Source organism: Micromonospora sp. CNZ280 (assembly GCF_011759515.1).
The window spans coordinates 38,665-60,533 of sequence record NZ_JAAOYP010000004.1; the positions used below are offsets into that span (position 1 = coordinate 38,665).

General features: G+C 74.2%; 24 protein-coding genes. 12 read left to right on the forward strand and 12 right to left on the reverse strand.

Annotated elements, in window-relative coordinates:
- The first annotated feature begins 7 nt into the window (after window positions 1-7).
- Complete coding sequence (locus tag FHX32_RS27255; protein WP_167189417.1) at window positions 8-526, forward strand: DUF2087 domain-containing protein; 519 nt, start codon at window positions 8-10, stop codon at window positions 524-526.
- 180 nt (window positions 527-706) lie between these two features.
- Window positions 707-1,132 (forward strand): Hsp20/alpha crystallin family protein, encoded by a 426-nt coding sequence (locus FHX32_RS27260; RefSeq protein ID WP_109899673.1) that lies wholly within the window; start codon window positions 707-709, stop codon window positions 1,130-1,132.
- On the opposite strand, the gene FHX32_RS27265 is transcribed toward FHX32_RS27260, so the two are convergent.
- The gene (locus FHX32_RS27265; protein ID WP_167189419.1) at window positions 1,122-2,171 is read right to left on the reverse strand and encodes a helix-turn-helix transcriptional regulator; all 1,050 of its coding nucleotides are present in this window, start codon (window positions 2,169-2,171) and stop codon (window positions 1,122-1,124) included. The two genes, FHX32_RS27260 and FHX32_RS27265, sit on opposite strands and share 11 nt — an antisense overlap.
- 116 nt (window positions 2,172-2,287) lie before the next feature.
- On the opposite strand from FHX32_RS27265, the gene FHX32_RS27270 reads away from it, so the two are divergent.
- Entirely contained in the window at window positions 2,288-3,286 is a 999-nt protein-coding gene (locus FHX32_RS27270; RefSeq protein ID WP_167189422.1) for a tyrosine-type recombinase/integrase, read from the forward strand.
- Window positions 3,287-3,313: 27 nt separating this feature from the next.
- Here the strand turns inward: FHX32_RS27270 and FHX32_RS27275 are convergent, their stop codons facing one another.
- Genes FHX32_RS27275 through FHX32_RS27290 form a run of 4 tightly spaced genes read right to left on the reverse strand, consistent with a single transcriptional unit; the run spans window position 3,314 to window position 7,073 of the window.
- On the reverse strand, window positions 3,314-3,685 hold the full coding sequence (locus tag FHX32_RS27275) for a VOC family protein (RefSeq protein WP_109899676.1): 372 nt from the start codon (window positions 3,683-3,685) through the stop codon (window positions 3,314-3,316).
- 55 nt (window positions 3,686-3,740) lie between these two features.
- Window positions 3,741-4,226: a cation:proton antiporter regulatory subunit gene (locus FHX32_RS27280; protein ID WP_167189425.1), complete on the reverse strand. Its 486-nt coding sequence runs from the start codon at window positions 4,224-4,226 to the stop codon at window positions 3,741-3,743.
- 2 nt (window positions 4,227-4,228) lie between these two features.
- Entirely contained in the window at window positions 4,229-5,752 is a 1,524-nt protein-coding gene (locus FHX32_RS27285) for a potassium/proton antiporter (protein WP_167189428.1), read from the reverse strand.
- A gap of 28 nt (window positions 5,753-5,780) precedes the next feature.
- Window positions 5,781-7,073 (reverse strand): ArsB/NhaD family transporter, encoded by a 1,293-nt coding sequence (locus FHX32_RS27290; RefSeq protein ID WP_396835912.1) that lies wholly within the window; start codon window positions 7,071-7,073, stop codon window positions 5,781-5,783.
- 613 nt (window positions 7,074-7,686) lie between these two features.
- On the opposite strand from FHX32_RS27290, the gene FHX32_RS27295 reads away from it, so the two are divergent.
- The 3 genes from FHX32_RS27295 to FHX32_RS27305 all read left to right on the forward strand — a co-directional run bounded on the left by FHX32_RS27295 (window position 7,687) and on the right by FHX32_RS27305 (window position 9,807).
- Window positions 7,687-8,643: a HAMP domain-containing sensor histidine kinase gene (locus FHX32_RS27295; RefSeq protein ID WP_167189431.1), complete on the forward strand. Its 957-nt coding sequence runs from the start codon at window positions 7,687-7,689 to the stop codon at window positions 8,641-8,643.
- A complete protein-coding gene (locus FHX32_RS27300) occupies window positions 8,640-9,287 on the forward strand; it encodes a response regulator (RefSeq protein ID WP_109904939.1) in 648 nt (215 codons plus the stop codon). Before FHX32_RS27295 ends, FHX32_RS27300 begins: the two co-directional genes overlap by 4 nt.
- Before the next feature lie 61 nt (window positions 9,288-9,348).
- A complete protein-coding gene (locus FHX32_RS27305; RefSeq protein WP_088993834.1) occupies window positions 9,349-9,807 on the forward strand; it encodes an Rv0361 family membrane protein in 459 nt (152 codons plus the stop codon).
- A 43-nt stretch (window positions 9,808-9,850) separates the two neighbouring features.
- Here the strand turns inward: FHX32_RS27305 and FHX32_RS27310 are convergent, their stop codons facing one another.
- The 4 genes from FHX32_RS27310 to FHX32_RS27325 form a co-directional block, all read right to left on the reverse strand.
- A complete protein-coding gene (locus FHX32_RS27310) occupies window positions 9,851-10,564 on the reverse strand; it encodes a thymidine kinase (RefSeq protein ID WP_109904941.1) in 714 nt (237 codons plus the stop codon).
- A gap of 48 nt (window positions 10,565-10,612) precedes the next feature.
- The gene (locus FHX32_RS27315) at window positions 10,613-12,007 is read right to left on the reverse strand and encodes an MFS transporter (protein WP_109904943.1); all 1,395 of its coding nucleotides are present in this window, start codon (window positions 12,005-12,007) and stop codon (window positions 10,613-10,615) included.
- A gap of 17 nt (window positions 12,008-12,024) precedes the next feature.
- The gene (locus tag FHX32_RS27320; RefSeq protein WP_167189434.1) at window positions 12,025-12,792 is read right to left on the reverse strand and encodes a glycerophosphodiester phosphodiesterase family protein; all 768 of its coding nucleotides are present in this window, start codon (window positions 12,790-12,792) and stop codon (window positions 12,025-12,027) included.
- A 191-nt stretch (window positions 12,793-12,983) separates the two neighbouring features.
- Window positions 12,984-13,757, reverse strand: a complete 774-nt coding sequence (locus FHX32_RS27325; protein WP_167189437.1) for a lysophospholipid acyltransferase family protein — start codon at window positions 13,755-13,757, stop codon at window positions 12,984-12,986.
- A 209-nt stretch (window positions 13,758-13,966) separates the two neighbouring features.
- Here FHX32_RS27325 and FHX32_RS27330 point away from each other — a divergent pair, with 209 nt between their 5' ends.
- The 4 genes from FHX32_RS27330 to FHX32_RS27345 all read left to right on the forward strand — a co-directional run bounded on the left by FHX32_RS27330 (window position 13,967) and on the right by FHX32_RS27345 (window position 18,045).
- Complete coding sequence (locus FHX32_RS27330) at window positions 13,967-15,382, forward strand: cytochrome ubiquinol oxidase subunit I (RefSeq protein ID WP_199236059.1); 1,416 nt, start codon at window positions 13,967-13,969, stop codon at window positions 15,380-15,382.
- A 15-nt stretch (window positions 15,383-15,397) separates the two neighbouring features.
- Complete coding sequence (cydB, locus tag FHX32_RS27335) at window positions 15,398-16,396, forward strand: cytochrome d ubiquinol oxidase subunit II (protein ID WP_109904951.1); 999 nt, start codon at window positions 15,398-15,400, stop codon at window positions 16,394-16,396.
- A 63-nt stretch (window positions 16,397-16,459) separates the two neighbouring features.
- The gene (locus FHX32_RS27340; protein ID WP_486481357.1) at window positions 16,460-17,497 is read left to right on the forward strand and encodes an NAD(P)H-dependent flavin oxidoreductase; all 1,038 of its coding nucleotides are present in this window, start codon (window positions 16,460-16,462) and stop codon (window positions 17,495-17,497) included.
- An 86-nt stretch (window positions 17,498-17,583) separates the two neighbouring features.
- Entirely contained in the window at window positions 17,584-18,045 is a 462-nt protein-coding gene (locus tag FHX32_RS27345) for a MarR family winged helix-turn-helix transcriptional regulator (protein ID WP_109904953.1), read from the forward strand.
- 61 nt (window positions 18,046-18,106) lie between these two features.
- Here FHX32_RS27345 and FHX32_RS27350 read toward each other — a convergent pair whose 3' ends face one another.
- The 3 genes from FHX32_RS27350 to FHX32_RS27360 form a co-directional block, all read right to left on the reverse strand.
- Window positions 18,107-18,817, reverse strand: a complete 711-nt coding sequence (locus FHX32_RS27350; RefSeq protein ID WP_167189440.1) for a hypothetical protein — start codon at window positions 18,815-18,817, stop codon at window positions 18,107-18,109.
- 74 nt (window positions 18,818-18,891) lie between these two features.
- Window positions 18,892-19,347: a peroxiredoxin gene (locus FHX32_RS27355; RefSeq protein ID WP_274703366.1), complete on the reverse strand. Its 456-nt coding sequence runs from the start codon at window positions 19,345-19,347 to the stop codon at window positions 18,892-18,894.
- A gap of 42 nt (window positions 19,348-19,389) precedes the next feature.
- Window positions 19,390-20,223: a patatin-like phospholipase family protein gene (locus FHX32_RS27360; RefSeq protein WP_167189443.1), complete on the reverse strand. Its 834-nt coding sequence runs from the start codon at window positions 20,221-20,223 to the stop codon at window positions 19,390-19,392.
- 76 nt (window positions 20,224-20,299) lie between these two features.
- On the opposite strand from FHX32_RS27360, the gene FHX32_RS27365 reads away from it, so the two are divergent.
- Window positions 20,300-21,028: an SDR family oxidoreductase gene (locus FHX32_RS27365; RefSeq protein WP_167189446.1), complete on the forward strand. Its 729-nt coding sequence runs from the start codon at window positions 20,300-20,302 to the stop codon at window positions 21,026-21,028.
- Between the two features lie 12 nt (window positions 21,029-21,040).
- Window positions 21,041-21,775, forward strand: coding sequence for a methyltransferase domain-containing protein (locus tag FHX32_RS27370; RefSeq protein WP_167189449.1), 735 nt, complete (start codon window positions 21,041-21,043; stop codon window positions 21,773-21,775).
- The last annotated feature ends 94 nt before the right edge of the window (window positions 21,776-21,869 follow it).

Below are 21,869 nucleotides of genomic sequence, written 5' to 3' on the forward strand. Positions count from 1 at the left end.
GGCCGGCATGACGACGCAGGCTCTGGCGGGGGCGCTCGCCGACGACGTACGGCGGCAGGTCTTCGCGGCGATCGTGCTCGGCGCCGCGGACGCCCCGGCGGTGGCCGCCCGGACCGGGCTGGCGGCGCGGCCGGTCGTCACGGCGATCCGCCGGCTGCGCGACGCCGGCCTGGTCACCGGCGACGACAGCGACCTGCGGGTGGACGCCGACCGGCTGCGCGAGGCGGCCCGCACCGACCCGCCGGCCCGGCCGGCGGAGGAGCCGGAGCAGCGGATCCTGCACACGTTCCTGCGCGACGGGGTGCTGGTCGCCCTGCCGGCGCAGCGCGGCCGACGTCGGGTGCTGCTGGGGCACATCGCCGGCAGCTTCGAGCCGGGCGTGCGCTACCCGGAGCGGGCGGTGGACGACACGCTGCGCGCCTGGTGCGTCGGTGGCGGCTCGGACCACGTGACCCTGCGGCGGTACCTGGTCGACGAGTGCCTGCTCGCCCGGGACCAGGGCGTCTACTGGCGCACCGGCGCCTGATCGTTCGTCGGGCGAAACGATCCCGCCGGACACCCGCAGCGACCTGGTCGAGGCCCGCGCTCTGTCCAAAGCTGCTGCCGAGTTGACGACTGTCGTTTCCCGCGCTATTACGGAGGAGGAAGTTGAGTCGTCCAGACTCAACCTGAAACCTTCGGCCAGGAGAACCGAGGAGGCACGACCATGCTGATGCGCACCGACCCGTTCCGTGAGATCGACCGGCTCGCCGAGCAGTTCTTCGGCACCGCCGCCCGTCCGGCCACGATGCACGTGGACGCCTACCGCGACGGCGACTACTTCTACGCCGCGTTCGACCTGCCCGGCGTCGACCCGGACAGCATCGACTGCACTGTGGAGCGCAACGTGCTGACCGTTCGCGCCGAGCGTCGCCGGCCCACCGGCGACAAGGTCGAGCTCGTCGCCGCCGAGCGCCCGATGGGCATCTTCAGCCGGCAGCTGTTCCTCGGCGACGCCCTCGACACCGACAAGCTCGAGGCCGGCTACGACAACGGGGTGCTGACGCTGCGCATCCCGATCGCCGAGCGGGCCAAGCCGCGGCGGATCAGCATCACCGCCAACGGCAACGGCCGCAAGCAGATCAACGCCTGACCGCTTCCGGGGCGGGTTCCGGTACGCCGGACCCGCCCCGCGGCGGGTCCGGGCACCCCTCGGACGCTGGCGGGTAGAGCGCGGCCAGCGCCCGGGCGGTGCCGACGAACCGCTCCCGCAGCTCCGCCGGAGCCAGCACCTCCGCCTCCGCGCCGAGCTTCAGCAGCTCGATGTGGCCGTGTCGGACCGACTCGATCGGCACGGTGGTGCGCAGCCAGCCGTGCTCGTCAGGCGGGCCGGCCGCCGCCCGGGCCGCCCGGGCCATCGCCGGCGGGAAGACGTACCCGGTCAGCTCCAGCGCCGCCGTTGTCATCCGTACCGTCGCCTCGGCCCGGTAGACGCCGCGCTCGTAGCGGTCGGCGTGTTCCTGCCAGCAGCGGCCCAGGTCGAAGCCGTCGGGCCGGTCGAAGTGCTCGTCGAGGACGGTCAGGTCGAGCACCGCCCCGACCCGGTAGGTGCGCACGTCGCCCCCGACGTCGGCGACCAGGTACCAGCGGCCGGCCTTGAGTACCACGCCGAGCGGGGCGAGCACCCGGGTCACCTCCCGGGGCGCCTTCCACCGCCGGTAGCGCACCTCGACCCGGCGGTCCTCCCACACCGCCCGGGCCAACGCGGCCAGGTGCGGGGTCGGTTCCGGCTCCCGGAACCAGGTCGGCGCGTCGAGGTGGAACCGCTGCCGGATCCGCTCGCCCCGATCGGCCAGCTCGGCGGGCAACGCGGCGCGCAGCTTCAGCTCGGCGGTGGCCAGCACCGAGCCGAGCCCCAGCTCGGCCGCCGGGCCCGGCATGCCGGTCAGGAACAGCGCCTGCGCCTCGTCGGCGGTGAGCCCGGTCAGCCGGGTCCGGTAGCCGTCCAGCAGGCGGTAGCCGCCGGCCGGGCCACGGTCGGCGTAGACCGGGACGCCGGCGGCGCCGAGCGACTCGACGTCCCGGTAGACGGTGCGTACCGACACCGCCAGGGCGTCGGCCAGCTCCTGCGCGGTCATCCGGCCCCGGGTCTGCAGGAGCAGCAGCAGGGACACCAGCCGACTCGCGCGCACCGCCCGACCGTACCCCCGGCCCGGCAACGGCGGCGGTGCCGGGCGACGGGGTGTGTCGGAAACCGGTCGGGCGCGCCTCGTCGCGAATCCCACCCCGAGCTGAGAACCTTTTTCACATGATCTCCCCGGGCGCCCCGGCGCTGCCCCGCCCGTCGGCTCCGCCCGCCCTACCGGGGGGTTCCACCGACTTCACCGAGGCGTGGCTGCGCAACCGGCGGCTCAGCGAGCACACCCGGCAGGCGTACCGGCGGGACATCGCCGGCTGGCTGGCCTGGTGCGCCGCCCGGGAGCTGGACCCGCTGCGGGCGAACTTCCTGCACGTCAACGAGTACGGCCGGACGCTGGAGTCGACCCTGGCGGCGCGCAGCGGCCGCCCGCTGACCCCAGCCACCGTGGCCCGCAAGCTCTCCGCGCTGTCCAGCTGGTACGACTTCCTGGTCAAGCTTGGGGCGGTGGCGGCCAACCCGGTGGCCGGCGCGGACCGGCCGCGCATCGACCGGGACCACTCGGCCACCGTCGGGCTCACCCCGGAGGAGGTCGACGCGCTGCTCGCCGCCGCCGAGGCCGACACCGGGCCCACCGCGCCGCGCAACCGCGCCGCGATCGCGCTCCTGGCCGACCTCGGGCTGCGGGTCGGCGAACTGGTCTCGCTGGACCTGGCCGACCTGGGCGCCGAGCGGGGGCACCGCAGCGTCCGGTTCGTCGGCAAGGGCGGCAAGGCCCGCCGCCGGGCGCTCACCCCGGGCACCGCGTACGCCGTGGACGCCTACCTGGCCCAGCGGGCCGCCGCGCAGGGAGTGCCGGTGACCGAGCTGACCGGGCCGCTGCTGGTCACCGCCAGCGGCGCCCGGCTCGACCGGCACTCGGTGTTCCGGCTGGTGCGCCGGCTGGCCCGGGCCGCCGGCATCCCGGCCTGGGCGCAATTGTCGCCGCACTCGCTGCGGCACGCCTTCGCCACCACCGCCCGCGCCGAGGGCGTCCCGCTGGAGGACGTCCAGGACGCGATGGGGCACGCCGACCCGCGCACCACCCGCCGCTACGACCGGGACCGGCACAACCTCGACCGCGACCCGGCGTACGTGATCTGGGCGGCCCGGTCCCGCCGGCGCGGCTGACGGACCGGGACCGCCGACGTGCCGGGTTCAGCCCTGCGGGCGGGGGCAGATGCAGAACGGCTGCCCGATCGGGTCCACCAGCACCACCCACCGCCCGTCGCCGGGCTGGAACTCCGGCTTCGACGCCCCCGCGGCCAGGAACTCCTTCTCGGCCACCGCCAGGTCGTCGACGTACAGGTCGAGGTGGTAGCGCTTGGCACCGGAGGGGTCCGGCCAGGACGGCGGGCGGTAGCCCTCGACCAGCCCGAAGCCGATGGCCACACCACCGCTGCTGATCATGGCGTACTCGGGCTGGCTGTGGGTCACCTCCCAGCCGAGCACCCGGTGGTAGAACGCCGCGTGCGCGGCGGGGTCGGAGCTGTCGAGGTTGACCATGGCGAGATCGGCTGTCGCTGTCATGCCCGCCAGCCTGCCGCAGGTACCTGACATCCTCTGGCAGGTACCCGCGGTCGAGTCATGGCTCGGCGGGGGTGATCCGGCGGCTCAGCGCACCGACGCCCTCCGGGGTGCCGGCCACCAGCAGCGCGTCACCGTGCGCGAGCCGGCGCTCCGGTCCGGGCGCGGTGATCGTCCGCCCGTCCCGCAGCAGCGCGACCACGGTGACGCCGGGAACGTCAGCGACCACGTCGCGCAGCACCCGGCCGCCGTGCGGGGAGACGGCGGTGACCGGCACGGCCGCCACTGTCAGCTTCCCGGCCCGCTGTTCCAGGTCGGGGACGTGGTCGATGGTGGCGACCGGGTGCAGCAGTTCGGCCAGTTCCCGCGCCTCGGCGGGGGTGAGGCTCACCGACCGCTCGACGGTGTCCGGGTCGCCAGGCGCGTAGAGGAGCAGATCGCGCCGTCCGCCGTGGTGGTGCAGCACGCCGAGCGAGCGCCCCTCGACGGTGTGCAGGGTGTAACCGATCCCGATGCCGGGCAACGCGGTGCGTTCGATCTGCATGGTCATCTCCTGTTCGCTGTCGGGGTGGGCTCCGGGTGCCCGGTCTCGCCGAACCAGCCGGCCAGCCGACCGGCCCGGGCGACGGCCCGCAGTCGCCGCTCGGTGGCCTCCCGCACCCGGGGGGTGGTGAGCACGACGAGTTGGTCCCCGAGGCGCAGCCGGGTGTGCCGGTCGGGCACGAAGGTGTCCGGCCCGCGTACCACCAGGGTGGTCGCGGCCGGCGGCGGCAGCCGTAGTTCGGGCAGGTAGACCCCCTGCAACCGGGAGCCGGGCTCGACCGTGACGTGGATCAGGTCGGCGTCCATGGCGTCCAGCGGCGCCAGTTCGACCTGCAGGTCGGGCCCGAGGCGGTGCGGCGCGAGCCGCAGCCGCCGGGCCAGCCAGGGCAGGGCCGGCGCCTGGATCACGGTGAAGACGACGACCAGCAGGAACACGACGTTGAACACCTGGTCGCTGCCGGGCGCGCCGGTGACCACCGGGATGGTGGCCAGCACGATCGGCACCGCCCCGCGCAGCCCGGCCCAGGACAGGAAGACCTGTTCGCGCAGCGGGACCCGGAAGGCGGCCAGCGACACCAGCACCGACGCGGGCCGGGCGACCAGCAGCAGGGCGGCGCCGACCACCAGCGCGGGCACCACGCTCCCGGGCAGTTCGCTCGGCGTGACCAGCAGGCCGAGCATGACGAACAGGCCGATCTGGGCGATCCAGCCCAGCCCTTCGGCGACCGAGCGGGTGGCCCGCCGGTGCGGCAGGCCGGCGTTGCCGAGCACCAGGCCGGCCAGGTACGCGGCGAGGAAGCCGCTGGTCTGGGTCAGCCCGGCCACGGCGTAGGCGAGCACACCGCAACCCACGATCGCGATCGGGTGCAGCCCGGAGGTGGGCAGCGTGAGCCGGCGCAGCAGCCAGACCCCGACCGTGCCGATGAGCAGGCCGATCACGCCGCCGGCGGCGAGCTGGAAGAGCATCGCGACCAGCAGCGGCAGCGGCTGCACCGCCTCCAGGGTGGCGGCGCTGAAGGTGAGCACCAGGATGAACGTGGGCGCGTCGTTGAGGCCGGACTCGGCCTCCACCAGGCTGGTGAGCCGCTTCGGCAGCGGCACGGCCCGCAGCACGGCGAAGACCGCCGCGGCGTCGGTGGAGGAGACGATCGCGCCGAGCAGCAGCGCCATCTGCCAGCCGACGTCCAGCAGCAGGTACGCCGCCGCCGCGGTGACCCCGACGCTGGTCAGCACCCCGAGCGTGGCGAGCACGGTCGCGGGCGCCAGCACCGGCCGGACGTCTTTCACGTCGGTGGTCAGGCCGCCCTCCACCAGGATCACCGCGAGCGCGGCCATGCCCAGCGCCTGGGCCAGGGCGGCGTCGTCGAACGGCAGGCCGAGCCCGTCCTGGCCGAGCAGCAGACCCACCCCGAGGTACGCCAGCAGCACGGGCATGCCCAGCCGGGCGGCGAGCCGGGCCGCGGCGACGCTGACCAGGAGGACGCCGGTGCCGATGGCCAGCGTCACGTACAGCTGGGTCAGGGTCACCGCGGCCCCCTCTCCGCTCCCGTTCGCCTCATGCGAAGTAGCGCAGCCACACGTAGCCCCAGGCGATCAGCGTGGTCAGCACCGTGGTGGCGATGCCGTACCGGGTGAACTGCCAGAAGCTGATCGGTTCGCCGGCGCGGGCAGCGATGCCCAGCACGACGATGTTGGCGCTGGCCGCGACGGCGGTGCCGTTGCCGCCGAGGTCGGCGCCGAGGGCGAAGGACCACCACAGCGCCTGCCCGGTCTGCGGGTCGGCCTGGCTGGCGATGTCCGCCACGATGGGTGCCATCGTCGCCGTGTACGGGATGTTGTCGAAGAACGCGCCGAGCACCGCCGAGCCGAAGATGAGGCTGGTCGCGCCGGCGAACCAGCTGTCCCCGATGGCGCCGGTCGCCCACTGCCCGACCTGCTCGATGACCCCGGTCTCGGTCAGCCCGGCGACCATCACGAACAGGCCCAGGAAGAACGTCAGCGTCGGCCACTCGACCTCGGCCAGGTACTTCGCGGTGTCGGCCCGGGTGACCAGCACCATCACCCCGGCGCCGAGCAGGGCCACGACCGCCACGTCCACCCCGGTCACGGTGTGCAGCGCGAAGCCGACCATCACCAGCACCAGCACGACCAGGCAGCGGGTCAGCATGGCCGGGTCGGTGATCGCGGCGCGGGCGTCCATGTCGCGGACCGCCGCGAACCGCTCCGGGTGGTACTCGAACGACCGCCGGAACATGAACCGGGCCAGCACCAGGAAGGCCAGGAACATCACCACGGTGATCGGGGCCATGTGCACCAGGAAGTCGTTGAAGCTCAGCCCGGCGCGGCTGCCGATGATGATGTTCGGCGGGTCGCCGATGAGGGTCGCGGCGCCGCCGATGTTGGACGCCAGCACCTCGGCGATCAGGTACGGGGCGGCGGAGATGCCCAGCCGCCGGCAGACCGAGATGGTGATCGGGGCGACCAGCATGACGGTGGTGACGTTGTCCAGGAACGGGGAGGCGAGGCCGGTGATCCCGACCAGCAGCGCCATCAGCCGGTACGGCCGCCCCTGGGAGCGTTGCGCCGCCCAGATCGCCAGGAACTCGAAGACGCCGGTCTGCTTGACCACTCCGACGATGATCATCATGCCGAAGAGCAGGAAGATGACGTCCCAGTCGATCCCCGCGTGGTGCGAGTAGAACACGTCCGAGCCGGGCACCAGGCCGAGCAGGGCCATCAGGCCGGCGGCCCCCAGCACCACCGCCACCCGGTTGATCTTCTCGGTGGCGATGAACATGAACGCCACCGCGAAGATCACGGTGGCGGCGATCGCGGGCCAGGCGCTCACGGGCGCCGGCCCGGCGGGCCGTGCCGGCCGCGGTGCGTGCCTTCGGGTGGCGCGGCGGGCGGGGTCGTCGGTGCGGGCGGCACCAGCACTGCGGTCACGAGTACCTCCGGTGGGGTCAGCGACCACGGCCCCTCCCGGCGACGGGAGGTCGCCGGAAGGGGCCGCCGGGGAGGGTGGCGGGGTCGCGGGCCGGGCGTCTGCCGGCCTCGTGCTGCAAGTTCAGCCGGCCGGGATGCCGATCGACCATCGGGTCTGACACCCATTTGGTGCCGGTGCCGGCCTGTAATCCGACGTCCCGGCCGGGGCCGCCGCCGGCGTCCGCGCGGACCTCCGCCCGGCACCCGGCACCCCCGCCGCCCAGTCGTGGCATGCTGGCCGTGGCCTGCCTGGACGCCGTGCGGGCGGTCGTGGCGAGCCCGGCGGGCGACCCGACCGGGACCGGGTCACCGGGCGAGCCCCCGTAAGGCCGGGGCGGGTGTGGGTGGGCCAGCGCGGGCAAATGGGTGTGGCCACGCATTTACACCGGCCGCCGACGCCGGACAGGCTGGCAAGACGGTTCCCGACCGCGGACGCGGTCCGGGCGGCGGCGGGTCGGGGGAAGGGGGGCGTACGGGTGTCGCTGTTCTGGCGGATCTTCCTGCTCAACGCCGCCGTGCTGGTCACCGCCACGTTGCTGCTGCTCGGCCCGGTCACCGTCTCCACCCCGGTGCTGCTCACCGAGGCCGTGGTGCTGACCGTGGGGCTCATCGCGATGCTGGTCGCCAACGCCGCGCTGCTGCGGGTGGGCCTGGCGCCGCTGCGGCGGCTGGCCCGGGCGATGGCCACCATCGACCTGCTGCAGCCCGAGCCGCGCCTGGTGCCCGGCGGTCCCGGCGGCACCGCCGAGCTGATCCACGCCTTCAACGCCATGATCGACCGGCTGGAGGCGGAGCGGGCGGCCAGCGCCGCTGCCGCGCTCTCCGCCCAGGAGGCCGAACGGCGCCGGGTCGCCCAGGAGCTGCACGACGAGGTCGGCCAGACGTTGACCGCGGTGCTGCTCGAACTCAAACAGGTGGCCCGGCACGCCCCCGACCCGCTGCGCGGGCAGCTGACCCAGGTGCAGGAGACCACCCGCGACAGCCTCGACGAGATCCGCCGCATCGCCCGCCGGCTGCGCCCGGGGGTGCTGGAGGAGCTGGGGCTGGTCAGCGCGCTGAAGGCGCTGGTCAGCGAGATCACCGGGCACACCGACCTGACCGTGGAGCAGCAGCTCGCCGCGGACCTGCCGGCCCTCGGCAGCGAGGCGGAGCTGGTGCTCTACCGGGTCGCTCAGGAGGCGCTGACCAACACCGTCCGGCACGGCAAGGCCACCACGGTGGAGCTGTCGCTGCAGCGCCGTACCGGGGCCGTGCGGTTGCGGGTCCGTGACGACGGGCGGGGCATCGGCGCCGCCGCGGAGGGCACCGGCATCCGGGGCATGCGCGAGCGGGCCCTGCTGATCGGCGCCCAGCTGAGCGTGGGCCCGGCGCCGGGCGGCGGCACCGAGGTGCGGTTGACCGTCCCGGTGGCCGAGCGGGACGGTGGCTCGTGACCACCCGGATCCTGCTCGCCGACGACCACGCGCTGGTCCGCCGGGGCGTGCGGCTGATACTCGACAGCGAGCCGGACCTGACCGTGGTGGCGGAGGCCGGTGACGGGGCGGAGGCGTTGAGCCTGGCCGCCACCGAGCGCCCCGACCTGGTCATCCTGGACATCGCCATGCCCCGGATGACCGGTCTGCAGGCCGCCCGGGAACTGGCCCGCCAGCAGCCCGACCTGCGCATCCTGATCCTGACCATGTACGACAACGAGCAGTACTTCTTCGAGGCGCTGAAGGCCGGCGCGAACGGCTACGTGCTCAAGTCCGTCGCCGACCGGGACCTGGTGGAGGCGTGCCGGGCGGCCATGCGCGACGAGCCGTTCCTCTACCCGGGCGCGGTCAACGCGCTGATCCGCAACTTCCTGGAGCGCAGCGCGCAGGGCGCCGAACCGCCGGCCCGGGCCATCACCGAGCGCGAGGAGGAGATCCTCAAGCTGGTCGCCGAGGGCCACTCCTCGAAGGAGATCGCCCGGCTGCTGTTCATCAGTGTCAAGACCGTGGAACGGCACCGGGCGAACCTGTTGCAGAAGCTCGGCCTGCGCGACCGGCTGGAGCTGACCCGCTACGCCATCCGGGCGGGCCTGATCGAACCGTGAGGCGCGCCGACGGGCGACTTTCCCACGCGCGGCCGGCGATGATTCTCTACCGTCGACAGATGTGGGCGCTGAGCAGCGGTGGAGCCGGCCGGCGCGGCGGCGCCGCCCGCTGCGCGCCGGGCTGGTCTTCGCCGGTATGGGCGTGGCCCTGTGCTGCGTCGGGGTGGCCGGGCTGGGCGCCTGGAACGTGCAGGTGGTGACCCGGGCCAGCGGGCCGGTACGGGAGACCGCCGACGGGTTCCTGCGGCAGGTGACCGCGGGCGACACCGACGGGGCGTACGAGCGGTTGTGCGCCGACGCGCGTACCCGGTGGAGCGAGATCGGCTTCACCAGCTGGGTGCGTACGCCGCCGGTGGTCAGCGACTACGAGATCGTCGACGTGTCGGTGGCCACCCGGCGGGGTCGCCCGCACGGCACGGTGTCGGTGCGGCTGACCCGCGACAGCGGCGCCACCGAGGAGCGGACGCTGTCGGTGGTGAACGAGGACGGTGGCTGGCGGGTCTGCGGCGACCCGTACTGAGCCGCGGCGGGCGGTGGCCGGACCGGTCAGTGGCGTGGGTCGGTCAGTGGCGTGGGCCGAGGTCGCCGGCGCGGTAGTGCCGCCGGCAGAGCACCTGGTAGCGCACCTCGGCGGTGTCGACGGTGTCACCGATGACGACCTGCGCGCCCTCGCGCACCACCCGGCCGCCGACCACCCGGGCGTTGAGCAGCCCTTCCCGGCCGCACCAGCAGAGCACCTCGACCTGGATGCGGGCCACCTCGTCGGCCAGTTCGAACAGCCGCTGCGCGGCGGGGAACAGGCAGGAGCGGAAGTCGGTGGCGAGGCCGAAGGCGTACACGTCGACGTCGTAGCTGTCGACGAGTTCGGCCATCTGCTCGACGTGCTCGACGCTGTAGAAGCTGGCCTCGTCGCAGATGAGGTAGTCGACCCGGACCCCCTCGGCCCAGGTGTCGCGCACCAGCGCGCGCAGGTCGAGGTCGTCGGTGACCTCGATCGCGTCGTGGGTCAGGCCGATGCGGGTGGTGACCCGCGGGCCCAACGAGCGGTCGATGCGGGTGGTGACCAGGCCGCGGCGGCCCTGCCGGGAGTGGTTGTAGTTCATCTGCAGGGCCATCGTGGACTTTCCGCAGTCCATCGGCCCCCAGAAGAACTTCAACGCCGCCGCGTGCAGTGGCCGTCCGTCCACCCCGCGCGCCGCCGCGCAGCCCGCTGGCGTGTCGTGCGGGCCGGGCAGCGGGCGGGCCAGGCAGGTCAGGGCGGCGGCGTCGTCGGTCACGGTCGGGCAGCCTAACCGATCGACCCGATCGGATCCGGAGGGTGCCGGTCAGAGCACCCGGGGCGGAGTGTTCCCGGCGGCCACGATGGCCCGGCGGATCGGCACGGCCAGCAGCAGCAGGAACCCGACGACGAAGAAGATCAGCAGGGAGACCAGGCCCACCCGGTAGGAGGAGGTGAGCTGGAAGACCAGGCCGAACGCGAGCGGACCGAGCCAGCTGGTGCCCTTGTCGCTGATCTCGTAGAAGCCGTAGTACTCGCCTTCCTTGCCGGCGGGGATGAGCTGGCTGAACAGCGACCGGCTCAGCGCCTGGCTGCCGCCGAGCACCAGGCCGATGGCGGCGCCGAGGACCATGAACGGCAGCGGCGCCTCGGCCGGCAGCCGGAACGCGGCGACGATCACACCGGTCCAGAGCACCAGGCTCAGCAGCACGGTCTTCCAGGCGCCGATGCGGCGGGCCAGGGCACCCAGGCTGAGCGCGCCGCCGAAGGCGAGGAACTGCACCAGCAGGATGGTGGTGATCAAAGTGCTCTGCCCCAGCCGCAGCTCCTCGGTGCCGTACTGGCTGGCCAGGGTGATGACGGTCTGGATGCCGTCGTTGTAGACCAGGAAGGCGAGCAGGAAGAACAGCGTCAGCGGGTACGCCTTGATCTCGCGCAGGGTGCGGCCGAGCTGGCGGAACCCGTCGGTGAACACGTTGCCACCGGCGCCGGCCAGCGCCGCGGCGGTGGGCCGCTCGCGCAGCCAGCGCAGCGGCACCAGGGTGAACAGCGCCCACCACACGCCGGCCGACACGATGGACCAGCGGGCCAGGTCCAGCGTGCGCTGCGGGTTGCCGTCCTCGCTGAGCAGGGTGACCGCTACCAGGTTGCCGGCCAGCAACAACCCGCCGCCGAGGTAGCCCAGCGCCCAGCCGCGGCTGGAGATGCCGTCGCGTTCGTCGGGTCCGCCGAGCTGCGGCAGGAACGAGTTGTAGACCACGATGGCGGCGCCGAAGCTGATGTTGGCGATCAGGAACAGCGCCCCGCCGAGCAGGTAGCGGTCGCCGGTGACGAAGGCCATCGCCACGGTCGCCCCGGCGCCGGTGAACGCGGCCCCGCCCAGCAGCCGCTTCTTGTGCAGGGACCGGTCGGCGATCGCGCCCATCACCGGCAGCACGAAAACGGTGAGGAACACCGACAGCGAGATCAGGTACGGGTAGTACGAGCCGGCGGCGACCTTGATGCCCAGCGGGTAGACGAACCCGTCGCAGCTGTCCGCGCCGAGTTCGCAGCCGGCGGCCAGTTCGGTGACGGTGGTCAGGAACGGGCCGAGGAACACCGTGATGACGGTGGTCTGGAAGGCGGAGTTGGCCCAGTCGTAGACGTACCAGCCGGTGCGTTCCCGGCGGGTGCTCGCCGGGGCGGGGGCGTCGCCCACGGTGGGGGTGGCGGTCTCGGCCATCGGTTCCTCGTCGGGGGTCAGGCGGCCCAGTGGCCGCGGCTGCGGTAGACGTCGCGCAGCACGCCGACGTGATCGGTCATGATGCCATCCACTCCAAGATCAAGTAACTCGTGCATCTCGGTGGGTTCGTCGATCGTCCAGACGTGCACCTGCAGGCCGAGGCGGTGGGCGAAGCGCAGGAACCGTCGGTCCACCACGCGGATGCGCCCGTAGCGCACCGGCACCTGCGCGGCGACCACGGACGGCGGCAGCCGCAGCGGCCGGCCGTGTAGCGAGGCCATCCGCAGCCGGGCCACCCCGCGCATGCCGAGGCCGGTGGCGACCCGGCCCTCGGTGAGCGCGCGCAGCCGGGCCAGCCGGGCGTCGCTGAACGAGGCGAGCAGCACCCGGTCGCCGGCGCCGGCCCGCGCCACGGTGGCCACGGTCGGGTCGACGCCGCCGTCGGCCTTGACGTCGATGTTGAACCGGACCTGCGGCCAGGCGTCGAGCACCTCGTCGAGGCGGGGCACCACGGCGGCGCCACCGACCCGTACCGAGGCGAGATCGGCCCAGCGCAGCGCGGCGATGCGCCCCCGCTCGCCGGTGACCCGCTCCAGCGTCGGGTCGTGGAAGATCACCGCCACGCCGTCGGCGGTGGCGTGCACGTCGGTCTCCACGTACCGGTAGCCGAGGCCGATCGCGCGGGCGAACGCTTCGGTGGTGTTCTCGTCGCCCTCGGCGGCCCCGCCGCGGTGGGCGAACGCCAGCGGCGCGGGCGCGTCCAGGTAGGGGTGGGCGGTCAGCACGCAGCGCAGTATGCCGGCACCGGGTGACCCGCGGGTGACCGGGCGGCGGCGGATCCGCGCCGCCACGCCGCGACCCGCCCTGCCGGGGGAACGGTCCCGGGTCCGGCGCCCGCGGCGGCGAGCGCGTCGGTCCCGGCCACCGCTGACGCCGCCCGCCGCCCGCCGCCCGCCGCCCGCCGGCCGGCGGCCGGTCAGGCCGGGCGGCGGCGGTGGGAGCGGCTGGTGTCGGCCGGGCGGCCGGGATCGACGTACCGGGGTCGGTCGGGTTCGTCGGGGCGCAGCGGGACCAGCTCGTCGGTGAGCGCGTCGATGATCCGGTCGGTGGCCCGCCGGGCCGCTCCGGGGACGCCGTGGGCGAGGTCGATCAGCTCGACCGGCCGGCCGAAATGCACCCGGATCACCGGGCGGCGCAGCACGGACCGGGCGATCCCGCGCAGCAGCCCCTTCGGAGCACGGTAGGGCAGCACCTCGTGCGCGCCCCACTGGGCCACCGGGATCACCGGGGCGCCGCAGGCCAGCGCGAGCCGGGCGGTGCCGGTCTTGCCGCGTTCGGGCCACATGCCGGGGTCCAGGCCGATCCGCCCCTCGGGGTAGACCAGGATCACCGAGCCGCCGGCGACCGCCGCCGCCGCGTCGTCGAGGGCCTGGTGCACGGCGCTGCTGCCCCGCTCGACGCGGATGTGCCCGGCGCGGCGCATCGCGGCCCCGACGACGGGCGCGCGGAACAGCCCGCCGGTGGCCATGATCCGGGGGGCGACGCCGGCCGCCCGGCAGGCGGCGGCCATCACCACCGGGTCGAACGGGCTGATGTGGTTGGCGGCCAGGATCAGCGGCCCGCGCCGCAGCTGCGCCGGCACGCTCCCGGTGACCTCCAGGCGGGCCAGCAGGGCGACGACGACACGGGCGAGCAGCTGGGCGGCGCGCCAGATCAGCGGCGGCTGCCAGGGGGAGCGGGCGGTGTCCATCAGCGCGCAATGGTCGCACGGTCGGTCCCGCCGCCGGGGGCCAGGGCGGGCCGCGCCGCGCCGGACGGGGTGGTGACCAGGGGCCGGCCGGCCGGGGTGATCAAGGTCATTGGTCCCGGTCCGGTTCGGGACCCCCGGCCCTGCCGATTCGTCTACGACCCGCAGTAGTATTTACTACGTCTCGTAGTATGACAGCCTGGGGGTTGCAGGTGGACGCGTTGGACGTCGCCCGCTGGCAGTTCGGTGTCACCACCGTCTACCACTTTCTCTTCGTACCGCTGACCATCGGCCTGTCCGTGCTGGTCGCCATCCTGCAGACGCTGTGGCACCGCACGGGCAACGAGAAGTACCTGAAGCTGACCAAGTTCTACGGCAAGCTCTTCCTGATCAACTTCGCGATGGGCGTGGTCACCGGCATCGTGCAGGAGTTCCAGTTCGGCATGAACTGGAGCGACTACTCGCGCTTCGTCGGCGACATCTTCGGCGCCCCGCTCGCGATCGAGGCGCTGGTCGCCTTCTTCCTGGAGTCCACCTTCATCGGCCTGTGGATCTTCGGCTGGGACCGGCTGCCCAAGCGGCTGCACCTGGCGGCCATCTGGGCCGCCGCGATCGGCACCAACCTGTCGGCGTACTTCATCCTGGCCGCGAACTCGTTCATGCAGAACCCGGTCGGCTACCGGATCAACCCGGAGACCGGCCGCGCCGAACTCACCGACTTCCTCGCGGTGCTGACCAACAAGGTCGCCCTGGTCACCTTCCCGCACACCATCGCCGGAGCGTTCCTGGTCGCCGGGTCACTGCTGGTCGCGGTGGCGCTGTGGCACCTGATCCGCAACCGCGACTCGGCCGACACCCCGGCCTACCGGTTCGCCGCCAAGTTCGGCTCCTGGGTCACCCTGATCGCCACCGCCGGCGTGGTCATCACCGGCGACATCCAGGGCAAGATCATGACCGAGGTGCAGCCGATGAAGATGGCCGCCGCCGAGGGCCTCTACACCACCGAGAGCCCCGCCTCCTTCTCCGTGCTCACCGTGGGCAGCCTCGACGGCAGCCGGGAACTGTTCGCCATCAAGATCCCGTACCTGCTGTCCTGGCTCGGCACCGGCGACCCGAACGGCACCGTGCACGGCATCAACGACCTGCAGGCCCAGTACGCCGCCCAGTACGGCGCCGGCAGCTACACCCCGATCATCCCGGTCACCTACTGGAGCTTCCGCTTCATGATCGCCTTCGGCCTGGCCGCCGCCGCGATCGCGCTGCTGGTGCTCTGGAGCCAGCGCAAGGGCCGCACCCCGACCAGCAGGTGGCTGCTGCGCGCCGGCCTGGCCATGCCGCTGCTGCCCCTGGTCGCCAACTCGTTCGGCTGGATCTTCACCGAGATGGGCCGCCAGCCGTGGATCGTCTTCGGCGAGATGCTCACCCGCGACGGCGTCTCCCGCAGCGTCTCGCTGACCGAGGTGCTCACCTCGTTCACCGCGTTCACCCTGATCTACGCCACCCTCGCGGTGATCGAGGTCAAGCTGCTGCTGCGCTACGCCAAGGCCGGCGTACCGGACCTCACCCCGGCACCCGAGATCGACGACAGCCACGACGACGCCGAGCGCCCGCTCGCCTTCGCCTACTGACCACCGGAGACCACCGTGGAACTCACGACCATCTGGTTCCTGCTCGTCGCCGTCCTGTTCACCGGCTACTTCATCCTGGAGGGCTTCGACTTCGGCGTCGGCATGCTGCTGCCCGTGCTCGGCCGCGACGACCGGGAACGCCGCGTCCTGATCAACACCATCGGGCCGGTGTGGGACGGCAACGAGGTGTGGCTGATCACCGCCGGTGGCGCCATGTTCGCCGCCTTCCCCGAGTGGTACGCCACCCTCTTCTCCGGCTTCTACCTGCCGCTGCTGCTGATCCTGCTCGCGCTGATCGCCCGCGGCGTCGCCTTCGAGTACCGGCACAAGCGCCCCGAGCCGTCCTGGAAGCGGCGCTGGGACGCGGCGATCTTCTTCGGCTCGCTGGTGCCGGCGGTGCTGTGGGGGGTGGCCTTCGCCAACATCCTGCGCGGCGTGCCGCTGGACGCCGACCACGAGTACGTCGGCGGCCTGCTCGACCTGCTCCACCCGTACGCCCTGCTCGGCGGCGCCACCACCGCGGCGCTGTTCCTCACCCACGGCGCGGTGTTCATCGCGCTGAAGACCGTCGGTGAGGTGCGCGAGCGGGCCGGCGCCCTCGCGGTGCGCCTCGGCGTCGGCACCGCGCTGCTGGCGGTGGCCTTCCTGACCTGGACGCTGAGCATCCGCTCCAGCGCGGCCGCCGTCGTGCTCGCCGTCGCCGCGGCGCTCGCCCTGCTCGGTGGTCTCGCCGCCGCCCGGGTACGCCGGGAGGGTTGGGCGTTCACCGGCACCGCGGTGGCTATCGGCCTGGCCGTGGCGACCCTGTTCGCGGCGCTGTTCCCGAACGTGCTGCCGTCCACCCTGGACGCGGCCGGCACGCTGACCGCCAGCAACGCCGCCTCCACCCCCTACACCCTGAAGATCATGACCTGGGTGGCGGTGGTGTTCACCCCGATCGTGCTGGCCTACCAGGGCTGGACGTACTGGGTGTTCCGCAAGCGGATCGGCGTCGCGCACATCCCGCAGCACTGACACCCCCGGCCGGCCCGCCCACTCCCCGGGGCGGGCCGGCCGACGCGCGGCTAGGGTGAGCCGGTGACCGGTGAACCCTGGCGTGCCCTGTTCGGCAGCGCGACGCCGCTGGTCGGCGCCCCGATGGCCGGTGGCGCCACCACGCCCGCGCTGGTGCGGGCGGTCACCGCGGCCGGCGGTTTCGGGTTCCTCGCCGCCGGCTACCGCACCGCCGAGGCGGTCGCCGCGGACCTGGCCGACCTGCGCGCCACCGGCACCCCGTGTGGGGTGAACCTGTTCGTGCCCGGCCCCCGCGAGATCGACGAGGCCACCTTCCGCGCCTACGCCCACCGGATCGCCGCCGAGGCCGAGCCGTACGGCCTCGACCTGACCGCCGCGGCACCGGTGCACGACGACGACCACTGGGCCGACAAGATCGACCTGCTGCTCGCCGAGCCGGTGCCGGTGGTCAGCTTCACCTTCGGGTTGCCCGACCGGGCGGCCGTGGCCGCGCTGCGCCGCGCCGGCACCCGGGTGCTGGTCACCGTGACCTCCGCCGACGAGGCACGCGCCGCCCGCGACCTCGGCGTCGACGGGCTCGTCGCCCAGGGCACCGAGGCCGGCGGGCACAGCGGCACCCACACCCCCCGCCGGCCCGCCCCGCCCGTCTCCACCGGCCCGCTGGTACGCGCCGCGGCCGCGGCGACCGGCCTGCCCGTGCTGGCCACCGGCGGCGTGGCCGGCCCCGACGACGTGCGCGACCTGCTCGCCGCCGGCGCGGCCGCGGTGGCGGTCGGCACGCTGCTGCTGCGAACCGACGAGAGCGGCGCCAGCCGCACCCACCGCGACGCGCTGGCCGACCCGGCCCGCACCGGCACCGTCCTCACCCGCGCGTTCACCGGACGGCCGGCGCGCGGGCTGCGCAACGCCTTCATCGACCGGTACGAGCCGCACGCGCCGCTCGGCTACCCGGAGCTGCACCACCTGACCCGAGGGATGCGGGCGGCGGCCGCCGCGGCCGGGCACCCGGAGCGGGTGCACCTGTGGGCCGGCACCGGCTACCGGCACGCCACCACCGGCCCGGCCGCCGCCGTCGTCGAGCGGCTGACCGCGGCACTCTGACCGGCGACCGGTCAGGTCACGTCCGCGGGGAGCGCCGACGGCAGCGGGTTCGTGGGTCCGGCCAACAATCCGGTTAGGCTCACCCCATGGACCACACCGGCGAGTCGGAAACGCCCACCCGGCTGCGTACCACCCCGAGCTGGCTGCTCACCCAGACCGCCGCCCACGCCGGCCGGCTGGTCAGCGAGGGCTTCGGCGGCATCGGCGCCCGCGGCTACCACTACCGGATCCTCGCCGCGCTCGACGAGTTCGGCCCGGCCAGCCAGGCCGACCTGGGCCGGCGCGGCGGCATCGACCGCAGCGACGTCGTCGCCACCGTCAACGAACTCGCCGCCAAAGACCTCGTCGTGCGCGCGCCCGACCCCGCCGACCGGCGCCGCAACGTCATCACCATCACCCCGGCCGGGCAACGTGAGCTGCGCCGGATGGGGGAGACCCTCGCCGCGGTCCAGGACACCCTGCTCGCCCCGCTCACCGCCACCGAACGCGGCCAGCTCACCCGGCTGCTCGGCAAGCTGCTCACCCACCACCGGCAGCGCCGCCCCTGACCGGCGAAAACGGCGGCGGGACGGGCGGCGCCACCGCCACCCGCCCCGCCGCCGCGTCGCCTCAGTGCGCCTCGCGCAGCTCCGCCAGCCGGGCCTCGATCTCCGCCAGCTCGGCGCGCAGCTTCTCGGCCTGCTGCTCGGCCTCGGCCCGCTCGGCGGCCAGGATCTGCTCCACCGCCTCGTGCACCCCCGGCACGTCCACCAGCGCCACCATCCGCAGCGCCTCCGCCGGCTTCACCACGTACGGCTTCGCCAGCGCCTTGCTGCCCTGCTGCGCCGCCACCGTCCACTCGCCGTCGGCGTACGCCAGGGTCACCGTCAACCCGGCCGGGCCCTTCGGCTTCGCCGCCTTGCCCGCCCGGCGCGCCGGCTTGGCCGCCTCCACCGTCTGCACGCTCGACTCCTCCCGCCGCGCCGGCCGCGGCGCCGGCACCCGGTCCAACACGAACTCCGGCTCCGCCGGCGCGGCCGGCGGCTCCGGCTCGGGCTGCGGCTCCGGCTCGGGCTGCGGCTCCGCCGCCGCCTTGCGCCCGGCGCCGCGTGGCGCCACCGCCACATCCGCCGGAGAGAACGGCAACTCGTCGCGGCCGAACCGCACCACCACGAACTCCTCCGAGGCCGCCGGGTCGGTCAGCTCCACCACCTGACCGACCTGCCCGGCGATCTGCCCCGCCGCGGCGGTGAACACCACCTTCGGCTTACGGCCGGCCGCCAACGCCTCCCGGAAGCTGCGCACATCGTCGTCGGACAACCCCTGGCCAGCGGCACCCATCAGCAACCTCTTCCGTACACCTGTTTGATGCCTGCCTTGATACCAGCCGGCTGCGACAGCGCCGCGGCGGGGGATCACCCACCCAGCGCCCGCAACGCCCGGTCCGCGTGCCCGGTCATGCTCAGCTCACTGTGGACCACCTCGATCAGCCGGCGGTCGGTGCCGATCACGAACGTCACCCGCCGGGTGCTCAACGCGCCCAGCGGCAACCGCCGCCGCACCCCGAACCGCTCGGCCACCGCGCCATCGGCATCCGACAGCAGCGGATAGTCGAACCCGTGCAGCCGGGCGAACTCCGCCTGCCTGGCCACCGGGTCGCGGCTGATCCCCACCCGCTGCGCGCCGAGCGCCGCGAACTCCGCCGCCAGGTCCCGGAAGTGGCAACTCTCGGCGGTGCAGCCGCGGGTCATCGCCGCCGGGTAGAAGAACAGCACCACCGGACCCGCCGCCAGCAGCTCCGACAACCGCCGCACCGTGCCCGTCTGGTCCGGCAGCGCGAAGTCCGCCACCACGTCCCCGACACCCAGCACCGCGCACCTCCACCCTCGACACCGACGCGGCGAGCGTAGAGGTCAACCCCACACCGCGGCCACCTCGTCGCACACCGCCGCCGCCTGCGCCCGACCGGCCCGCGCCGCCGCCGCCCGCCGCGCCGGGTCCAGCACGTTGCGCCCGATGGCCGCCCGCGCCGCCGCGTCCGGCGCCACCACCGCCACCTGAGACCCCGCCGCCCGCAACGCCGCCACCTGCGCCGACAACCGGGGCATCGGCCCGAACGCCGCCGCCGTCGGCGCCAGCACCACCACCCGCTGCGCGCCCCGGGCCAGGTCCGCGTTCACCGCCGAGCGCATCCCACCGTCGATGAACCGCCGGCCACCGATGGTCACCGGCGGCCACACCCCGGGCACGGCGCAACTGGCGCCCACCGCGTCCACCAGCGACACCCCGCTGTCGGCGTCGAACACCACGAACTCACCCGACGCCGCGTCCACCGCGGTCACCAGCAACCGCCGGGCCGGCCAGTCCCGCTGCGGCAGCCGCGCCTCGATCACCGCCCGCCGCGACGCCTCCGACGGCGTACGCGCGGCCACCGCCATCGCCCCGATCCGGGCCCGCGACCGCACCGCGTCCCGGGTCCGACCACCGGCCCACACCAGCCGCGCCACCGCCGCGAACCCGAACCGCGCCGCCACCTCACCGCCCGGCGGCGCCAACTGCGCCTCGTACAACTGCTCGACCGGCCGGCCCGAGCACACCTGCGCGCCCACCACCGAACCCGCCGACGTGCCCACCACCAGGTCCGCCTCGGCCAGCGCGACACCCCGTTCGGCCAGCCCGGCGACGATCCCCAGCTCCCAGGCCACCCCGGTCACCCCACCGCCGCCCAGCACCAACGCCCGCGTCATGTGACGTTCCCCTCCCCGCCGGCCCGTGCCGGTCACGGTAGCGTCGGCGCAGCGACAACGGCAGGGGAGAGGTGCGTTGAATCCGGTCACCGTCATCACCGGCGGCAGCCGCGGCATCGGCGCCGCGACCGCCCGCCGGCTCGCCCGCGCCGGCCACCACGTCGCGCTGTCCTACCGCCGCGACCGGGACGCCGCGGCCGCCGTCCTGGCCGACCTGCACGCCACCGGCGTACGGGCCGTCGCGGTGCCCGCCGACACCCGCGACCCCGACCAGGTCGCCGCCCTCTTCGACGCCGCCGCCGACCTCGGCGACCTCACCGGCCTGGTCAACAACGCCGGCGTCACCAGCCCGATCGGGCCGTTCACCGACCTCGACCCCGCCGACCTGCGCGAGGTCGTCGACGTCAACCTCATCGGCTACGTCCTCTGCGCCCAGCAGGCCGCCCGCCGGATGAGCGGCGGCGCCGCCATCGTCAACATCTCCTCCGCGGCGGCCACCCTCGGCAGCCCCGGCGAGTACGTCCACTACGCCGCCGTAAAGGCCGCCACCGACACCCTCACCACCGGCCTGGCCAAGGAACTCGCCCCCCGCGGCATCCGGGTCAACGGCGTCGCCCCCGGCATCATCCGCACCGACATCCACGCCCTCTCCGGCATGCCCGACCGCCCCGACCGGGCCGCCGGGCGGATCCCCCTCGGCCGCGCCGGCGAACCCGACGAGGTCGCCGCCGCGGTCGCCTGGCTGCTCAGCCCGGACGCCTCCTACACCACCGGCGCGGTCCTGCGCGTCGCCGGTGGCCTCTGACATCATCGGCCCATGACCGGAGTCTTCGGAGACGTCGCCGACCTGTACGACGACGCCCGCCCCGGATATCCCACCACCATCGCCGACACCATCCGCGCCTACCACGGCGCAACCCCGACCCACGTGGTCGAGATCGGCGCCGGCACCGGCAAGGCCACCGACGTCCTGCTGCGCCTCGACGCCCCGCTCACCTGCCTCGAACCCGACCCGCGGATGGCCGCCGTGCTGGCCGCCCGACACCCGGGCGTCACCGTGGTCGCCCAGACCTTCGAACAGTGGCAGCCACCCACCGGCGGCGTACCGCTGATCGCCTGCGCCCTGGCCTGGCACTGGCTCGACCCGGCCACCCGCAACCAGCGCGCCCACGCCGCCCTCACCCCCGGCGGCACCCTCGCCGTCTTCGGCCACAAGTACGGCTACGCCGACCCCGACCAGGGCGGCGCCATCGACGCCGCGCTACGCGCCATCGACCCCACCGTCACCGAACGACCCGCCGGCTGGTTCGAACACGACATCACCGCCAGCGGCGTGTTCACCGACGTCCGCGCCGACACCACGCACCGCGACGTTCCGCTGGACACCGACGGCTACCTGCGCCTGCTGCAGACCTTCGGCCCCTACCGGCAACACCCGCCCGACCAGCAGACCCGCGCGCTGACCGCGCTGCGGTCCGTGGTGGACGGCTTCGACGGCACCGTCACCCTGCGCCTGCGCACCACCCTCGTCCTCGCCCGCCGCCCGCGCTGAGCCCGTCGACCCGCCCGCCCGCCGCGTCGAACCGGCGACCGGTGGCGGCAGACCGCCCGTGCCCACCGACCCGACGCCAGGTCGGGGTCGGTGA